The sequence below is a fragment of the Nonomuraea sp. NPDC050202 genome (genome assembly GCF_040656115.1).
Taxonomy (GTDB): Bacteria; Actinomycetota; Actinomycetes; order Streptosporangiales; family Streptosporangiaceae; genus Nonomuraea.
This window is the reverse complement of record NZ_JBFALF010000043.1, coordinates 25434-41162: the sequence shown is the minus strand read 5'-3', so window position 1 is coordinate 41162 and position 15729 is coordinate 25434. Positions and strand designations below refer to the sequence as shown.

Here is a 15729-nt window from a genome sequence, read left to right as displayed (position 1 = left end):
GTGGACCATGGAGTCCAGAACCGGTACAGGGGTGATCGATCATGGATGCCGTCGAGCGGCTGAGCACTACTGAGGATCTGCGTCGGCTGATGGCGCGCTACGTCCGCTACGCGGATCATCAGCGCTGGCAGGACCTGGCGAACCTGTTCACGCCGGACGGCACGTTCACCCCCCGCAAGCCGGACGGATCGGTCTGGATGCGGATGGAGGGCAGGGAGGGGATCGCCGCCACGGTGGGAGCCGGCGGCGGCCCCGGTGTGACCCTGGTCCACCACCTGTTCTCCGACGAGATCGACGTCGACTCCGCGACCGCCGCCCACGGCGTGTGGGCGATGGAGGACATCATCACCCGGCCCGAGGACGCCGACGTGTCCGAGGACATCCCCTTCCGAGGCATGCACGGCTTCGGCCACTACCACGCGCGGTTCGTCAGGACGAACGGCTCCTGGTACATCGCCGAGCTCACGCAGACCCGGATCCGCCTGGACTTCACTGTCTGAACCCCGCTGCGACGAACGAGAAGAGCCTTGACATGAGCAACGACGACAAGCCCCGCGCGCTGGAACCGTACAAGATCGATGTCTCCCAGGAGGCCCTGGACGACCTCAGGGACCGGCTGAAGAGGACCCGCTTCTTCGACGACCTGGACAACGAGGAGGAGTACTACGGGATCAGCACCGCCTACCTCAAGCCGCTCGCGGAGTACTGGGCGGACGGCTTCGACTGGCGTGCGCAGGAGCAGCGGCTGAACACCTACGACCAGTACAAGGTCGAGATCGACGGCACGCCCGTGCACTTCTACCACGTACGCGGCAAGGGCCCGGACCCGGTCCCGCTCACCATCCACTCCGGCTGGCCGTGGTCCAGCGGGTTCAGCCTCCCGCTCGTCGGCCCGCTGACGGACCCGGCCGCCCACGGCGGCGACCCGGCCGACTCCTTCGACGTCGTCATCCCCGACCTGCCAGGATTCGCCTGGTCCACCCCCGTCGGCAGGGGCGACCTGAACTACTGGAAGATCGCCGACATCATGCACAAGCTGATGACCGAGGTGCTCGGTTACGACAAGTACGCCGCCGCGGGTTCCGACTACGGCGCCCTGGTCACCAGCGCGCTCGGCCACAAGTACGCCGACAGCATCATCGGCCTGCACTACGGCCAGGACCTGCCGCCCGGCATGTTCGCCAACGAGCGGTTCTGGGACCTGACCGACGGCGCCAAGATCCCCGAGGACGCCACGCTGCGCGCGGGCCTGGAGAACTTCGTCAACACCTACGCCTCCCACGTCGCAGTCCACATGCTCGACGCCTCCACCCTCACCCACGGCCTGAACGACTCCCCCATCGGCATGCTCGCCTGGCTGCTGCGGCGCTGGAAGAAGTGGAGCGACAAGAGGGGCGACTTCGCGGCGAACTTCCCCCGCGACTTCATCCTCGCCGAGGCCACCGCCTTCTGGGTGAACCAGGCCATCGGCTCCTCCATCCGCATGTACCGCAACGCGGTGCGCTACCCGTGGGCGCCCTCCCACGACCGCCGGCCTGTCGTCGAGTCCCCGGCCGGCTTCACCTTCCTGCTCGGCGACGCCTACCCGCCCGGCGTCAACACCGTCGAGGAGCGCATCGCCGCCTTCGAGAACGGCCCCACGCGCGACGCCTTCAACGTGATCAACGTCAACGCCCACCTGAAGGGCGGCCACTTCGTCCACTACGAGAACCCCGAGGCCTTCGTCGGCGACATCCGGGTGACCTTCAGGAAACTGCGCTGAAGGGGCGGGCCCTCCGGGCCGGTGCGGACCGCTCGGACGGGTCCGGGCGGGCGGTCAGCGGGCGGCGAAGTCCTGCGTCCAGTAGATCTGCCCCCTGGCGTCCTTGACCGCGCCCACCCCGATGTGGGTGTAGGAGCAGTTCATGATGTTCTGCCGGTGGCCGTCGCTGTTCATCCAGGCGCGGACCACCTCGGCCGCGGACCGCTGACCCTTCGCGATGTTCTCCGCCCACGCCGAGCCGGAGAAGCCGGTCGCGCGGATGCGGTCGGTCATGTCGCGGCCGTCCTGGGAGTCGTGGTCGAAGTAGTTCTTCCTCGCCATGTCGGCCGAGTGCCCGGACGCCGCCCTGCGCAGCCTGGCGTCGTGGCTGAGCGGGTCGCAGCCGCCCTTGGCCCGTTCGGCGTTGGTCAGCCGGACGACCTGGTTCTCCAGTGCCGTGCCGACGGACGTCACCGGCTCCTTCGCCTTCCGCGTCGAGGGAGCGGGGGTGGGCGTGCGGGTCGGGGTGGGAGCGGGGGTGGCGCAGGTCAGCCGGACGGCCTTGGAGGTGGCGGTGCCGTTCCGGTAGTCGGTGGCGACCGCGTAGTAGGTGCCCGGCACGCAGGCCATCTTCAGGGTGATGCGGTCCTTCCTGGCCGAGCCGCTCTTGACCACCGGGTCTTCGCCGCGTACGGCGCGCTTGATCCGGATGCGCAGCAGCGCCGGCTGCACGCAGTCGCGGCGGGCGGCCGAGGCCTGGATGGTCAGCGCGGTGATGGCCGGGCTGACCACGCTGACGCGGCACTCGTCCGATTCGGGGGACGATTCGGGGGACGGTTCGGGGGACGACTCGGGCGCCGGCTCGCGGGTCGGCGCCGGCGTCGTTCCGCCTGACGGCGCGGTCACCTCGGGCGACGCCGCGGAGGGGCCACCCAGCGCGCCGCCGGTGGACGGGGCGCAGGCGGCGAGGCCGATCACGGCGGCGAGTAGCCCGAGGGGTTTACGCATGGGGGAGTCCTCCAGAACAGAACACGCTGGACCTCCCGCATCTTGCCATGAAGATGGACATTTCGCCCATATGGCGACAAGTGGGGGCGTGGCTGGGCCGGTGCCGAGGACGGGCCGGACCTGGCGTACCGGAGGCCGGTCAGTGCGGCGACGTCTCGGCGTAGGCGGTGGCGGAGGCAGTGAGGTGACGGAGCAGCTGTTGCAGGTCGGCCACGCCTTTGTCGTCGAGACCCGTCGCCTGGGTGATCGCGGCGGGGATGTGCCGGGTCTGCTCCCGCAGGACGCGGCCCTCGTCGGTGAGCGTGATCTCCACCGTGCGCTCGTCGTCGGGGCGGCGTCGCCGGCTGATCAGGCCGCGTGCCTCCAGGCGCTTCAGCAGCGGGGACACGGTGTTGTAGTCGAGCCGGAGCGCCTCGCCCAGCTCGCGGACCGTGCCGCGCCCGTGCTGCCACAGCAGCACCAGCACGAGGTACTGCGGGTAGGTCAGCCCGAGAGGGTCCAGCAGGGTGCGGTAGACGGCGGTGATGCTGCGCGAGGCTGCGTAGAGGTCGAAGCAGAGAAGGGGGGACAACGGGTCGGCGTTGCCCGAGCTCGCGGCGGGAGTCGCGGTTGCTGCCATGATGTCAGCCTATCGTCCGTGCTCTGTCTGCGATTTGGTCGCGCGCGAGGTGTGGGGGCGGCGGTGGCCCCCGACGATCACCGCCGCCCCCGGTCGCTCAGTCCTTCAGGAAGGCCAGCAGCGCCTGGTTGACCTCGGCGGCATGGGTCCACAGCAGGCCGTGCGGGGCGCCGTCGATCTCGACGTAGGTGGCGCCGGGCAGCCGGCGGTGGAAGGGGCGCGCGGTGGCGTCGATGGGCAGGATGCGGTCGGCCGTGCCGTGCACGATGAGCGCGGGCAGGTTCGAGTCCGCGATGGCGGTCACGTCGGCGCGGAAGTCGGTGGTCCAGGTCGGCACCGCGGCCGTCGAGGCGTACGCGGAGGCGCCCGCCGCCACGTTCCAGCTGGAGCGCAGCGCCGCCTCGCTGATGCGGGTGCCCAGGTTCTCGTCGGTGTTGTAGAAGTCTGCGTAGAAGGCGTCGAAGTAGGCGTACCGGTCGGCGGTCGCCGCGGCCAGGATGCCGTCGAAGACGGACTGGTCCACGCCGGTGGGGTTGTCGTCGGTCTTGAGCAGGAACGGCTGCAGCGCCCCGAGGAAGGCCGCCTTGGCCACGCGGGCCGTGCCGTAGGTGCCGATGTAGCGGGCGACCTCGCCGCTGCCCATCGAGAACCCGGCGAGCGTGACGTCACGCAGGTCGAGGGTGTGCAGCAGGATGTCCAGGTCGGCGGCGAAGGTGTCGTAGTCGTAGCCCTTGGTCGGCCGGCTGGACTGGCCGAAACCGCGGCGGTCGTAGGTGATGACCCGGTATCCCGCCTCCAGCAGGGCCGCGGTCTGCTTCTCCCAGGAGTGGCCGCTGAGCGGGTAGCCGTGGATCAGGACGACCGGCCGGCCGCTGCCGTGGTCCTCGTAGTAGAGCTCGATCGGGGTGGTGTTCTCGGTTCCGACCGTGATGTAGGCCATGGGGTTCCTCCGGGGAGTGGTGCGGATCGACATGCGTAACGTACACGATTACCTCGCGCACGATGTAGTCGTATGCGATGTGACCCTGCGCACACGGGAGGGGCCGACCGGGGCGGAGTGGCTCGCCGATTGAAGGTTCATGGCGAGGAAACGACGGAAATGGCGGGAAAGTCTACACCGAGGGTTCAACGATAGCGTTGAAGGTATGGACATCAAGGACACAGCCCGGCCGCTCGACGGCGCGGGCGTCTCGGCGTTCCTGCGCTCGCTTCCCGCCCGGCCCCTGCTGCTCGGCCTGGGCGAGGCCAGGCACTTCGTGGACGAGCTGGGGGAGTCGCGCAACGAGATCTTCCGGCACCTGGTCGAGCACGAGGGCTTCCGGTCGTTCGCCATCGAGAGCGACTGCCTCATGGGCCTCGTGGTGGACGACTACCTCACGACGGGCGCCGGCACGCTCGACGACGTCATGGAACGCGGCTTCAGCCACGGCTTCGGCGCCTTCGCGCCCAACCGCGAGCTCGTACGCTGGATGCGGGCCTACAACGAGGAGCACGACGAGAAGCTCCGGTTCTTCGGCTTCGACGGCCCGCTGGAGTACTGGGCGGCGAGCCCGCGCCAGGCGCTCATGGGCCTCCACGACCTCCTCGACGGCCCGCTCCCCGGCGCCGTCGTCACCAGGGAAGCCCTCGACACGCTGCTCGGCCCGGACGAGCGGTGGGCGAACGAGGCCACGGCCATGGACCCGGCCCAGTCGATCGGCCGGTCCGCCGAGGCCCAGCGGCTGCGACTGATCGCCGACGACCTGGCGGCGCTGCTCGACACGCAGGCGCCGCAACTGGGCGCGCGGGACGGGGAGCGGGCGGCACTGTACGCGCGCACCGCCACCGGCCTGCTCCGCTACCACTACTGGATGGCCGACGCGTCCCCGGCGCGGTGGACCCGGCTGTCGGCCCTGCGGGACGCGATGATGGCCGCCAACCTGCGTGCCGCCGCCGAGCACGGTCCCGCCCTGGTCTTCGCCAGCAACCTCCACCTGCAGCGGAACAAGACCTTCATGCAATTCGGCGACCAGCGGCTGGAGTGGTGGAGCGCGGGCGCGATCGCCGGGGCGCACCTGGGCGACCGGTACGCCTTCCTGGCCTCCGCCTTCGGCACGGTCGGCGACGACACCCCGCCCCCGGACACCGTCGAGGGCGTCCTGTCCACGCTCCCGTGGGACCGCTCCCTCATCGACGCCCGCCGCCTGGCCGAGGCCGTCACGGAGCCCGTCCCGCGGGTCTCGCGCGACTTCGCCTATTTCCCGCTGGACCCGGCCCAGCTCGGCCTGGTCGACGGCGTCGTCTTCCTCGACCGGGCCGTCAGGCTGAAGAAGCTGGGCTGACGCACGCGCGGGGTCCCTCGCCGGCGGGCCGGGCCACCGGCGCGCGAGGGGCGGGCTAGTGGCGCGCGACGGGCGGGCTAGCGGAGTCATGAAATATCCGGACTGTGGATCTCCTGCTCGTCGCATCCCAGGTCCTGATCGGGGCCGTGTTCGCCGTTGCCGCGTTCACCAAGCTGCGCAGCCGCGCGGACCTGCGCTCGTTCGCGTCCAGCCTGGTGATGGTGCCGGAACGGCTGCGCCGTACGGTGGCCGGCGCGGTCGCGATCGGCGAGGCGGCGACGGCGGCGCTCATGGTGATCCCGGAGATCGGGCTGGTCCTCGGCGGGATCATGCTCGGCGCGTTCAGCCTGGTGATCGCCGTCACCGTCCGGCGGGGCGTGCGGGTGTCGTGCCGCTGTTTCGGCCCGTCCGCGGTCCCGCTCGGCCGGCTGCACCTGGTGCGCAACGCCCTGCTGTTGCTGGTGGTGGCGCTGGGAGGGACGGCGCTGGCCTTCCCGGGCGGCCCGCCCGACGCGGCGGCGCTGGCGGTGGCGATACCGGCCGGGCTGGCGGGGGCGGTCGTCTTCGTCGCCTTCGACGACATCGCCGGCTTGTTCATGGACAGAACGGGGAGGGTGTGATGGCGTACCTGGTCGCCGCGGTCCTGCTGGCCGGGCTGCTGTGCATGGTGAACCTGCTGCTGACCGTCGGTCTGATCCGCCGGCTGCGCAGGCAGAGCCCGCCGCCGTCGATGATGGCGGAAGGGCTCGCGCCGGGCGCGAGGGTCCCGCGGTTCGCCGCCATGACCACGAGCGGCGAGCCGGTCTCCGACGAGCTCCTGGGCGCGCCCGCGCTGGTCGGCTTCTTCTCCCCGGGCTGCCAGCCCTGCAAGGAGCTGCTCCCGCTCTTCGCGGAGCGGGCACGCGGCACGTCGGACAGCGTGCTCGCCGTGGTCGCCGCCACCCCCGGCGAGGACGCCGGCGCCTACATCGATCGGCTCGCGCAGGTGGCCCGGGTCGTCACGGAGGTGCCCCAGGGCCCGGTTCAGACGGCGTTCAAGGTCAGCGCGTTCCCGACGGTCATCACGATCGACGCCGGGGGGACGGTCGCCGGCAGCGGCCACACCATGCCTGTCGAGGTCGAGGTCGAGGTCGAGGTCGAGGCGCGGTGAGCCGGATGCTTCTCGCGGCGGCGTGCGGGCTCGCCGCTCTGGCCCTGCTGGTCGTACGGCTGCGCGCGGCCTACGTGGTGATCCGCGTTCGCGGCAACAGCATGGCTCCGGCGCTGGCCCACGGGGACCGGCTCCTGTCCCGGCGCACGCACCTGGCGGCGCTGCGCAACGGGCAGATCGCCGTCGTCCTGAGCCCCCGCCCGAACGGCAGCAAGTTCCTGATCAAACGCGTCGCCGCCCTGCCGGGCGATCCGGTCCCGGAGGAGGTGCGGGAGGCCGTCGCCGACGACGTCGTCCCGGCCGGCAGGTTCGTGCTGATCGGCGACAACGCCGAGGCCAGCTTCGACTCCCGCGAGCACGGCTTCTTCCACGCCGACGACCTCCACGCCGTCACCATCAGGAAGCTGGGGCCGCAGCATGACCGTTGACGGGGCGCGCCTGTCCGCCTCCGCGCGCGAGGCGGCGGCGATCGGCTGGAGCAGCGCCGCCATTCCCGTGATCGGGTACGCGCTCACCCTGCTGGGCACGGCCACGGCGCCCATCGCGGCGGCCTGGCTGACCAAGCTGGTCATCGACGGCCTCACCGGGACGGCGTCCCTGGCCGAGCTGCTGGGCCTCGCGGCGGGGCTGGCCGGCACCGGTGTCGCCGCCGCGATCCTGCCGCACTGCTCGCGCTACCTCGGCAGCCAGATCGGCCGCGCCATGGTGGCCGTCACGACGGACCGGCTCTTCGCGGCCACGGCCCGATTCCCCGGGCTCCGGCCCTTCGAGGATCCGCCTTTCCTGGACCGGCTGCGCCTGGCCCAGGAGGGGACGTCCAGGGCCGACGGCATCGTCACCGAGGCGTTCGGCCTGGTCCGCTCCGCCGTCAGCGTGATCGGCTTCGTCGGGTCCGTGCTGGTGATCAGCCCGGCCATGGCGCTGATCGTGCTGTGCGCCGCCGTACCGGCGCTCGTCGCGCAGCTGAAGCTGTCCCGCCAGCGCACGACCATGATGTGGGAGATCGGCCCCGCGGAGCGTCGGCAGTTCTTCTACGGCACGCTGCTCAGCACGATCGAGGCGGCCAAGGAGATCAGGCTCTTCAACCTGGGCGGATTCCTGCGCCGCCGCCTCATGGCCGAGCTGTCGACGGCTCATGCGAGCAAGCGGCGGATGGACCGCAGGGAGCTGTCGGCGGAGGGGGCGCTCGCCCTGCTGTCCGCCGTGGTGACCGGGGGCGGGCTCGTCTGGGCCATCGCCGCGGCCCGGACCGGCACGCTCACCGTCGGGGACGTGTCGATGTTCACCGTCGCCGTCGTCGCGGTCCAGGGCGCGCTCGACACCCTGGTCAACGGCATTGCGATGACCCAGCACAACCTGCGGCTCTTCGGCCACTACGTGGCGGTGGTCAGGGCCGAGCCCGACCTCGCCCTGCCTGCCGACCCCGCGCCGCTGCCGCCGCTGCGCCGGGGGATCGAACTGCGCGACGTGTGGTTCCGCTACAGCGACGACCACCCCTGGATCCTGCGCGGCGTCGACCTGTTCATCCCGTACGGCGCCGCCGTGGCGCTGGTCGGGCTCAACGGCGCGGGCAAGAGCACGCTCGTCAAGCTGCTCTGCCGGTTCTACGACCCGAGCCGGGGGTCGATCCTCTGGGACGGAGCCGACCTGCGCGACGTCCGGCCGGAGGCGCTGCGCGAGCGGATCAGCGGCGTCTTCCAGGACCACATGGCCTACGACTTCTCCGCCCGCGACAACATCGGCGTGGGAGACGTCGGCGCCCGCGACGACCTGAGCCGGATCCGCGCCGCCGCGCGGCGGGCAGGCGTGGACGAGTTGCTGACGTCCCTGCCACGCGGCTACGACACGCTGCTCACCCGCATGTTCGCCAGCGAGCAGGACCGCGAGGACCCCTCGACCGGCGTCGTGCTCTCCGGCGGCCAGTGGCAGCGGACCGCCCTGGCCAGAGCCTTCCTGCGCGACGGGCGGGACCTGATGATCCTCGACGAGCCGAGCTCCGGCCTCGACCCCGAAGCCGAGGCCGACGTGCACGCCCGGATGCGCGACCACCGGGCGGGCCAGACCAGCCTGCTCATCTCCCACCGGCTGAACACGGTGCGGGACGCCGACCTGATCGTCGTCCTGAAGGACGGGGTCGTCGCCGAACGGGGCGGCCACGACGACCTCATGGCGGTGGACGGCGCCTACGCCCGCCTCTTCCGCCTCCAAGCCCGCGGCTATCACGGGACGCCCTCCCGTGAGAGCGCGCCAGGTGAACCCGAGGAGAGAAAGGAGGTGAAGACAGAATGCTGGACAAGCTCATCGACCGGTTGATCCCCACGGTCAAGGCTGACGCGGCGTGCACCCCGAGGTGCACGGTCGTCGGCCAGCCGTCCCCGGGGTGCTACAGGATGCGGTGCGTCAACGGCGACTGCTCCGTTCACACGGTCGTGGTGTGCGACTGATCCGACGGAGATCCGACGGAGAGAGGTGGGACAGGTGAAGACCATCACCGCACTGGCGGACCGGTTCGTCGCCTTCGTCGTACCGGCCGGCGACGCGCAGGCCGCGTGCACCGCACGTTGCATCCTCGATCACACGACCTGTACCGGCAGCATCTGTTGCGCGTACTTCAAGTGCTGGAGGAGCGACTGCACCGTCTACTGGCGGAAGCAGTGCGCCTAGGTAGGTAGAGGGAGCTTCCCCTGGCCAGGCGCCGGCCAGGGGATACCCCGCCGAGCGGCGTCAGAACGACGCGCCGCGGAGGATGTCCTGATGCCTGCGGCGCAGGTGGTCGGCGGGTTCGACGCCGAGTTCCGCGCTCAGGATGTCCCGCATGCGCCGGTAGGCGGCCAGCGCCTCCGCGCGGCGGCCGCGCGCGGCCAGGGCCCGCAGCAACATCTCCCACAGGGACTCGCGCAGAGGGTGCGCCTCGACGAGGCGCTCCAGCTCCGGGATGACGCCGTCATGCAGGCCGAGCTGCAGCCCGGCCGCCGCCCAGAGCTCGGACGCGGTGAGGTGCACCAGGTCCAGGCGGCGGCGCTCGCGGCGGACGGTTTCGACGTCGATCTCCGGCGCCAGCGGGCCGCGCCACAGGTCCAGCGCCTCCCGCAGCAGCCGGGCCGCCTCCGCCGGGCTGCCCGCGGTCAGCGCCTGCGATCCCCGGGTGAAGCGCTGCTCGAACGTCCTGATGTCCACCGCTCGATCCGGCACGACCAGGGTGTAACCGTTCCCCAGGGTGATCAGGTCGACACCGTGCGCGGCGAGCGGTGCCAGGGTGCGCCGCAGGCGGTAAACGTACGTCTGCAGGCTCGCTCTGGCCGTGGCGGGCAGCTCGTCCGGCCAGAGCTCCGTCATCAGCCGATCCACGCTGACCACTGCGCCCGGGCGCAGCATGAGCACGGCGAGGATCGCCTGCTGCTTCGCGGCCCGGACGTTGATCGCGCGGCCCCCGCCGTCGACCACCGTCATGTGCCCCAACAGTTGGAACATCGTTCACCTCCGATCGGCATTCTGATCGGGGCGAGTATGCCGCGGGTATGGCGGGCGGGCTCGGCGCGCGGCGGCATGGGATGCTCTGCGCACGGCGGCATGGGATGCTCTGCGCCATGCAGATTAGAACGGGCGTTTTCGACGACCTTGTCCCTGTTGTTGCCCTGCACGTGGACAGCTGGCGCTCGGCGTATGCGGGGATCATGCCCGGCAGCTTTCTGAACGGCCCCTTGGCCGAGGACCGGCTGACGCTGTGGCGCGAACGGCTGGCCTCGCCTGTGCCGGGATCAGAGCTGCTCGTCGCCCACGACGGCGATGGCGGGCTGCTCGGCTTCGCCTACCTGCTTCCGGCTCCCGGCGGGCGGATCCTGCTCGACAACCTCCACGTGCGGCCGGGGAGCACCGGATCGGGCGTCGGAACGCGACTGCTGCGGCGAGGGCTGGAGTGGGCGGCGGACGAGCACCCCGGCAGGGAGGTCTACCTGGAGGTGCTCAGCGCGAACACGCGCGCCGTCGCCTTCTACGAACGACACGGCGCGCGCCGCACGGACGAGCGCGTGTGCCGTTTCCCGCAGGGTTTCGAGCTGCCCGAGTTCGAGTACGCCTGGCCGATGAACTGATCGGCGCCGACTTGATCGCCTCCGGTCCCGCGAGGCCGAAGGCGGGGGTGCACATGACCGGGCCTTGAAGATCGCGCCGCTACGGTGGCAGCCATGTCTGAGACATCCCGACGCCGCAGCGTCCAATGGCAGGACGACACCGAGCACCTCAAGAACAGGCGCGACGCGGTACACCGGATCGCCAGCGAGGCACCCCGGCCGTCCGAGCCGGAGACGCCGCAGCAGGGCCACGCGAGCGACCCGAACGAAGGGTCCTGACCGGCCGGCCGTATCGCCGAAACTCCCCTTCCCCTCCGTGTCCGGCCGTCGCCCCCGACATGGGCCGCATCGTTGCGACGACCGGCCGATCCTGGCCCGAGGTCGCGCGGGAGCGGCACCATCGCACTCCCGTTCCGGAAGTCTCACCCGTCTGGAGACCGGCTCCGGCCCCACCTGCCCGCGCGAGGCGGGCGGTGCGGGCGCCTCACATTTCCGCGGGCTGCGCCGTCGAAGGACCGAGACCACAAGCGGCGCGGCCGGGTGAGCCGGTCGCGCCCAGATCCTTAACGGAGGATGCGATGACTTCCAGCGATTCCGAGGTCAGGGCGCTCCTGGACAGCCGGGTTCAGGCGGCCCAGGACAAGGACATCGACCGGCTCATGTCGCTCTACTCTCCCGACATCGTCTACTACGATGTCGTCCCCCCTCTGCAGTTCGTGGGGACCGAGGAGGTCCGCCGCAACTTCGTGCGGTGGTTCGACGAGTACGACGGCCCCATCAGCCTTGAGACCCACGACCTCACCATCGCGACGGACGCGGACGTGGCGTTCGTGAACATGCTCCACCTGGACAGCGGCACCCGCAAGAACGGGCTCCCGATCTCGATCTGGGTGCGATCGACCGTCTGCTGCCGGCGGTCGGGCGGCACGTGGACGATCACGCACGAGCACATCTCGGTGCCGATCAACCCGGAGAACATGCAGGCCTGGTTCCCGCCGGAGGCGTGAGCCGGGCTTCCGGCTAGGGGGCATCGCGGGCGTCGTCGAGGACGCGGGCCGCCTCCCGCTCGTACGAGCCGCGGGAGGTCAGCACCACCAGGCCGCCGAGCACCATGGGCACGATCAGCGCGTACATGGCGACGAGGAGGGACCCGGTGGCGTCGGAGGTCAGGCCGACGATGAGAGGGCCGAAGGCGGCGCCGACCGTCAGCAGGAACTGCAGGACGGCGAAGCCGACGCCCCTCGACCTGGCCCCCACGACGTCGGCGATGCAGGCCGTGCACGTGGGGATCGCGGTGGCGGAGACCGTGACGGCGAGCAGCAGCAGGGTCACCATCGCCACGGGGGAGCTCATCAGCAGGGCGACGCCGAGCAGGGACGAGCCGGCGGTGATGCCGGCGCCGCCGACGAGCAGCCGGCCGCCCCTGACCCGGCCGTGCAGCCGCTTGCCGAGGTGGGAGCCGAGCACGGTGCCGGTGAGCACGCCCACGATGGTGACGCCGCCGCTGATGCTGCTGGCGACGCCGGTCTCCATGCCGAAGCCGCGGACCATGAGGGACGGCAGCCAGAAGTAGACGCCGCCCAGGCCCAGGGTGAGGATCATCACGCCGAGGGCGACGCGGACCAGGGTCCGGGTGGCCAGGACCTGGCGGACCTGGGGCCAGAAGGGTGGCTTCGCGGTGCCGCCGTGAGCGGGGCCGGTCGCCGGCGGCGCCTCCATGGTGCCGGGCGGGGGCGCCTGCCGGGGTACGGCGGCGGCCATGATCTTGTCGAGCTGGCCGCGCTGCGGCTCGCGCAGCCGCCAGACGAGGACGGCGGTCAGCGCCCCGGGGATCGCCATCAGCAGGAAGGCGGCCCGCCAGCCGAAGGCCTGGCCGATGACGCCGCCCAGCAGGGTGCCCACGCCGCCGAGGTAGGTGGTCATCCGGGTCCAGCCGTACACCTGCATGCGGGTGGCGGCGGGGTAGAAGTCGGCGAGCAGGCTGCCTGTGGCGGGGTTGTCGATGTTCTCCGCGGCGGCGAGCAGGACCCGGAAGAGGTAGAAGACGGCGAACCCGGCCGCCAGGCCCGAGCCGAGCGTGGCCAGGGCCCAGCAGAGGACCACGATCGCGATGATCCTGGTACGGCTGTAGCGGTCGGCGAGGTAGCCGGCGGGCAGCGCCACGGCGGCGGCGGCCAGCGCCGCGGCGGTCGGGATGGATCCGGCCGCCGTGTCGCTGAAGCCCCATTCGGCCTGCACCAGGGGCAGGACGCCGGACATCAGGTTGGCTTCGATGCGATCGACCATGCCCACGATGAACAGCACGACGAACGGCCCCCACCCGAACGGGTTGGGATCGGTCGCGGTGATGCCGGCTTGCGGTGGTGATCCGAGTTTGCGGCGTTCGCGGGTGACGGCCTTCACCATGGACTTACTCCTCCGCGGGTCGGTGCTCCCGGTGGTGCAGCGGACGTGGGAACCCCCCAGAACTCCGTTCTAAAACGAAGTTCTAGGAAGAGTGTCGTACATCACACTGCGTTTCACCAGTGCCGGGCCGGGCCTTGTGAAACTTCCGCCGCAGAGGCCGTCGTACGTCACCATGGCTGGAGGGTGGTGGCGGCCTGCCCCGTGATCTCATGGTTGACATCGCTTCGCGTATCCCATGAAACTCTCCCGAAACAATACACGCGCGTACAGTAAACGTTTACAGGAGTGCCGATGCCCTTACCCCGATGGACCGCCGCCGGCGCCCTGGCCGTCCTGGCCGCGCTCATCCTGACGGCCCTGCCTGGTCAGACGGACGTACGGGCGGGCGGGACGCTCGCGGCCGGCTCGGCACCGTCGCCGGCCCTGGGCGAGGACATCGCCTACAACGTCTACCTCCCCGCCCGATACGACCGGGACAAGGCCCGCCATCCCGTGCTGTACCTCCTGCACGGCCGCGGCGACACCATGCAGGCGTGGACCCGCGTGAAGACGACCCTGGACGACATGATCCGCACCAGGCGGATCCCGCCGGTCATCGCCGTCATGCCGGACGCCCCCTGGAGCGAGCGCGGCAACTGGTACGTGGACTCGCGGCACACCGGCGGCGACCTCCCCGGCCGCCCGGTGGAGACGGCGCTGACCCGGGACCTGATCGCGCACGTGGACGCCACGTACCGGACGGCGCCGATCAGGCAGGCACGCCTCGTCGGCGGCTACTCGATGGGCGGCGCGGGAGCGCTGCGGTTCGCGCTCGCGCACCAGGACCTGTTCGGCGCCGCCGCCGTGCTCAGCCCCGCCGTCTACACGCCGCTGCCCCCGGCCGACTCCTCCGCCCGCGACTACGGCGCGTTCGGCAAGGACGGCGCGAAGTTCTCGGACGAGGTGTACCGGGAGCTCAACTATCCCGCCCTGCTCCCCGAACTGGACCCGGACCTGCCCGTCCGGCTGTTCGTGGCGGTCGGCGACGACGAGTACGCCAACCCCGACCCCGCCGACGCCCGCCACGACCTCGACTTCGAGTCCGCCGCCCTGTACAACGCCGTCAGGCGCTCTCCGGCGGTCTCCGCCCAGCTCCGCGTCCTGGACGGCGGCCACGACTGGACGGTCTGGTCGCCCGCCTTCGAGCAGGCCATGGCGGAGCTCGGCCCGGGCCTGAGCACCACGCCGCCGACGGGCCTGCCCGCCCCGCTGCACGGCACGCCCGCCACCGACTGGGCCGGCGGCGTCGCCGCCCACGCCGACGGCTCCCTGACCGTCGGGTACGCCGCGTCCGGCCCGGTGAACGGGCAGCCGCACGCCGGTCGCCTCGACGCGGTGGTGGCCCGTACCGGGACATGGACCAGGCAGCTCGGGACGGCGGCGGACGAGCGCCTGTACGGCCTCGCGCCCCTGCCCGACGGGGGCGTGCTCGCGGCCGGCTACACCAAGGGCGACCTGGACGGCCGGCACGCCGGGAACGCCACGGACGACGCGTTCGTGGCCAGGCTCGACGCCAACGGCGAGGTGCGCTGGCTCACCCAGTTCGGCGCGCCGGGCGCGGCCGACCGCCTGTACGGCCTGGCCGCCGCCCCCGACGGCGGCGCCTACGTCGCCGGCTACACCAAGGGCGCGCTCGACGGCCCCAACGCCGGGGACAAGGACGCCATCGCCGCCCGCCTCACGCCCGGCGGCGAGGTGGCGTGGATCCGGCAGTACGGCGGCCCCGGCGAGGACAAGGCCTCCGGCATCGCCGCCGGCGCCACCACCGTCTACCTGACCGGCAGCGCCACCGCCGCCCTGCCCGGCACGACCGTCCTCGGCGGCCTGGACGGCTGGATCGCCGCCTACTCCACGGACGGCGCCAGGACCTGGGCCGCCACCACGGGAGGGGCCGGCGACGACCGGCTGAACGCCGTCACGGTCACCACGGCGGGCCTGGCCGTCGCCACGGGCGTCTCGGCGGGGGACGCACTCACGGTCGCCTACACCGCCTCGGGCAGGCGGCGCTGGGAGCACACGCTCGCCACGCCGTCGGCCGACGAGGGTGCCGCCGTCACCCCGCTGCCCGGCGGCGAGGTCGCGGTCGCCGGCTACACGCGGGGCCGGGTCGGGGTGCAGGCGGGCGGCGCCGACGTGCTGACCCTGCGACTGGACGCCCGGGGCGAGCAGCGCGCCGCCACCCAGCTCGGGACGGCCCGCGACGACGCCGTCGATCCGTTCGCCGAGCCCAACCTGTACGCGGCCACGACGGCTTCGGGCCAGGTGGCGGTCTCGGGCCTGACGTACGGGGCGCCGGAGGGCGGCGACGCCCCCGGCAACGGCGACGTCTTCCTCGCCACCGTGCCGGGGTGACCCACTGATGCGGCGGGGGACGG

Annotated in this window: 18 protein-coding genes; 13 read left to right on the top strand and 5 right to left on the bottom strand. The window is 71.7% G+C overall.

The window, feature by feature from the left end:
* The first annotated feature begins 41 nt into the window (after window positions 1-41).
* Window positions 42-500 carry a nuclear transport factor 2 family protein gene (locus AB0I79_RS54060; RefSeq protein WP_357892057.1) on the top strand — a complete coding sequence of 153 codons (459 nt, stop codon included), beginning with the start codon at window positions 42-44 and terminating at the stop codon, window positions 498-500.
* A gap of 32 nt (window positions 501-532) precedes the next feature.
* The gene (locus AB0I79_RS54055; protein WP_357892054.1) at window positions 533-1762 is read left to right on the top strand and encodes an epoxide hydrolase family protein; all 1230 of its coding nucleotides are present in this window, start codon (window positions 533-535) and stop codon (window positions 1760-1762) included.
* 54 nt (window positions 1763-1816) lie between these two features.
* On the opposite strand, the gene AB0I79_RS54050 is transcribed toward AB0I79_RS54055, so the two are convergent.
* The 3 genes from AB0I79_RS54050 to AB0I79_RS54040 all read right to left on the bottom strand — a co-directional run bounded on the left by AB0I79_RS54050 (window position 1817) and on the right by AB0I79_RS54040 (window position 4308).
* On the bottom strand, window positions 1817-2749 hold the full coding sequence (locus AB0I79_RS54050) for a CAP domain-containing protein (RefSeq protein WP_357892051.1): 933 nt from the start codon (window positions 2747-2749) through the stop codon (window positions 1817-1819).
* A gap of 139 nt (window positions 2750-2888) precedes the next feature.
* Window positions 2889-3368, bottom strand: coding sequence for a MarR family transcriptional regulator (locus AB0I79_RS54045; RefSeq protein WP_357892048.1), 480 nt, complete (start codon window positions 3366-3368; stop codon window positions 2889-2891).
* Between the two features lie 97 nt (window positions 3369-3465).
* A complete protein-coding gene (locus tag AB0I79_RS54040; RefSeq protein WP_357892045.1) occupies window positions 3466-4308 on the bottom strand; it encodes an alpha/beta hydrolase in 843 nt (280 codons plus the stop codon).
* A gap of 205 nt (window positions 4309-4513) precedes the next feature.
* Here AB0I79_RS54040 and AB0I79_RS54035 point away from each other — a divergent pair, with 205 nt between their 5' ends.
* From AB0I79_RS54035 to AB0I79_RS54005, 7 genes are all read left to right on the top strand, one after another.
* Window positions 4514-5689 (top strand): erythromycin esterase family protein, encoded by a 1176-nt coding sequence (locus tag AB0I79_RS54035; protein WP_357892043.1) that lies wholly within the window; start codon window positions 4514-4516, stop codon window positions 5687-5689.
* Window positions 5690-5793: 104 nt separating this feature from the next.
* The gene (locus tag AB0I79_RS54030; protein ID WP_357892041.1) at window positions 5794-6309 is read left to right on the top strand and encodes a MauE/DoxX family redox-associated membrane protein; all 516 of its coding nucleotides are present in this window, start codon (window positions 5794-5796) and stop codon (window positions 6307-6309) included.
* Entirely contained in the window at window positions 6309-6839 is a 531-nt protein-coding gene (locus AB0I79_RS54025; protein WP_357892039.1) for a hypothetical protein, read from the top strand. Before AB0I79_RS54030 ends, AB0I79_RS54025 begins: the two co-directional genes overlap by 1 nt.
* A gap of 5 nt (window positions 6840-6844) precedes the next feature.
* Entirely contained in the window at window positions 6845-7267 is a 423-nt protein-coding gene (locus tag AB0I79_RS54020) for a S26 family signal peptidase (RefSeq protein WP_357892156.1), read from the top strand.
* Entirely contained in the window at window positions 7257-9152 is a 1896-nt protein-coding gene (locus AB0I79_RS54015; RefSeq protein WP_357892036.1) for an ABC transporter ATP-binding protein, read from the top strand. The genes AB0I79_RS54020 and AB0I79_RS54015 overlap by 11 nt, the downstream gene beginning before the upstream one ends.
* Entirely contained in the window at window positions 9125-9283 is a 159-nt protein-coding gene (locus AB0I79_RS54010; protein ID WP_357892033.1) for a hypothetical protein, read from the top strand. The genes AB0I79_RS54015 and AB0I79_RS54010 overlap by 28 nt, the downstream gene beginning before the upstream one ends.
* 34 nt (window positions 9284-9317) lie before the next feature.
* Entirely contained in the window at window positions 9318-9503 is a 186-nt protein-coding gene (locus tag AB0I79_RS54005; protein WP_357892030.1) for a hypothetical protein, read from the top strand.
* 60 nt (window positions 9504-9563) lie between these two features.
* Here AB0I79_RS54005 and AB0I79_RS54000 read toward each other — a convergent pair whose 3' ends face one another.
* A complete protein-coding gene (locus tag AB0I79_RS54000; protein ID WP_357892027.1) occupies window positions 9564-10310 on the bottom strand; it encodes a BTAD domain-containing putative transcriptional regulator in 747 nt (248 codons plus the stop codon).
* Window positions 10311-10513: 203 nt separating this feature from the next.
* Between AB0I79_RS54000 and AB0I79_RS53995 the strand changes: the two genes are divergently transcribed.
* The 3 genes from AB0I79_RS53995 (at window position 10514) to AB0I79_RS53985 (ending at window position 11916) form a co-directional block, all read left to right on the top strand.
* Entirely contained in the window at window positions 10514-10930 is a 417-nt protein-coding gene (locus AB0I79_RS53995; protein ID WP_357892024.1) for a GNAT family N-acetyltransferase, read from the top strand.
* Window positions 10931-11023: 93 nt separating this feature from the next.
* Entirely contained in the window at window positions 11024-11188 is a 165-nt protein-coding gene (locus tag AB0I79_RS53990) for a hypothetical protein (RefSeq protein ID WP_357892021.1), read from the top strand.
* Between the two features lie 299 nt (window positions 11189-11487).
* Window positions 11488-11916, top strand: coding sequence for a nuclear transport factor 2 family protein (locus AB0I79_RS53985; protein ID WP_357892018.1), 429 nt, complete (start codon window positions 11488-11490; stop codon window positions 11914-11916).
* 13 nt (window positions 11917-11929) lie between these two features.
* Here the strand turns inward: AB0I79_RS53985 and AB0I79_RS53980 are convergent, their stop codons facing one another.
* Window positions 11930-13315: an MFS transporter gene (locus AB0I79_RS53980; RefSeq protein WP_357892015.1), complete on the bottom strand. Its 1386-nt coding sequence runs from the start codon at window positions 13313-13315 to the stop codon at window positions 11930-11932.
* Between the two features lie 291 nt (window positions 13316-13606).
* Between AB0I79_RS53980 and AB0I79_RS53975 the strand changes: the two genes are divergently transcribed.
* Window positions 13607-15706, top strand: coding sequence for an alpha/beta hydrolase-fold protein (locus tag AB0I79_RS53975; protein ID WP_357892012.1), 2100 nt, complete (start codon window positions 13607-13609; stop codon window positions 15704-15706).
* Window positions 15707-15729 lie beyond the last annotated feature (23 nt).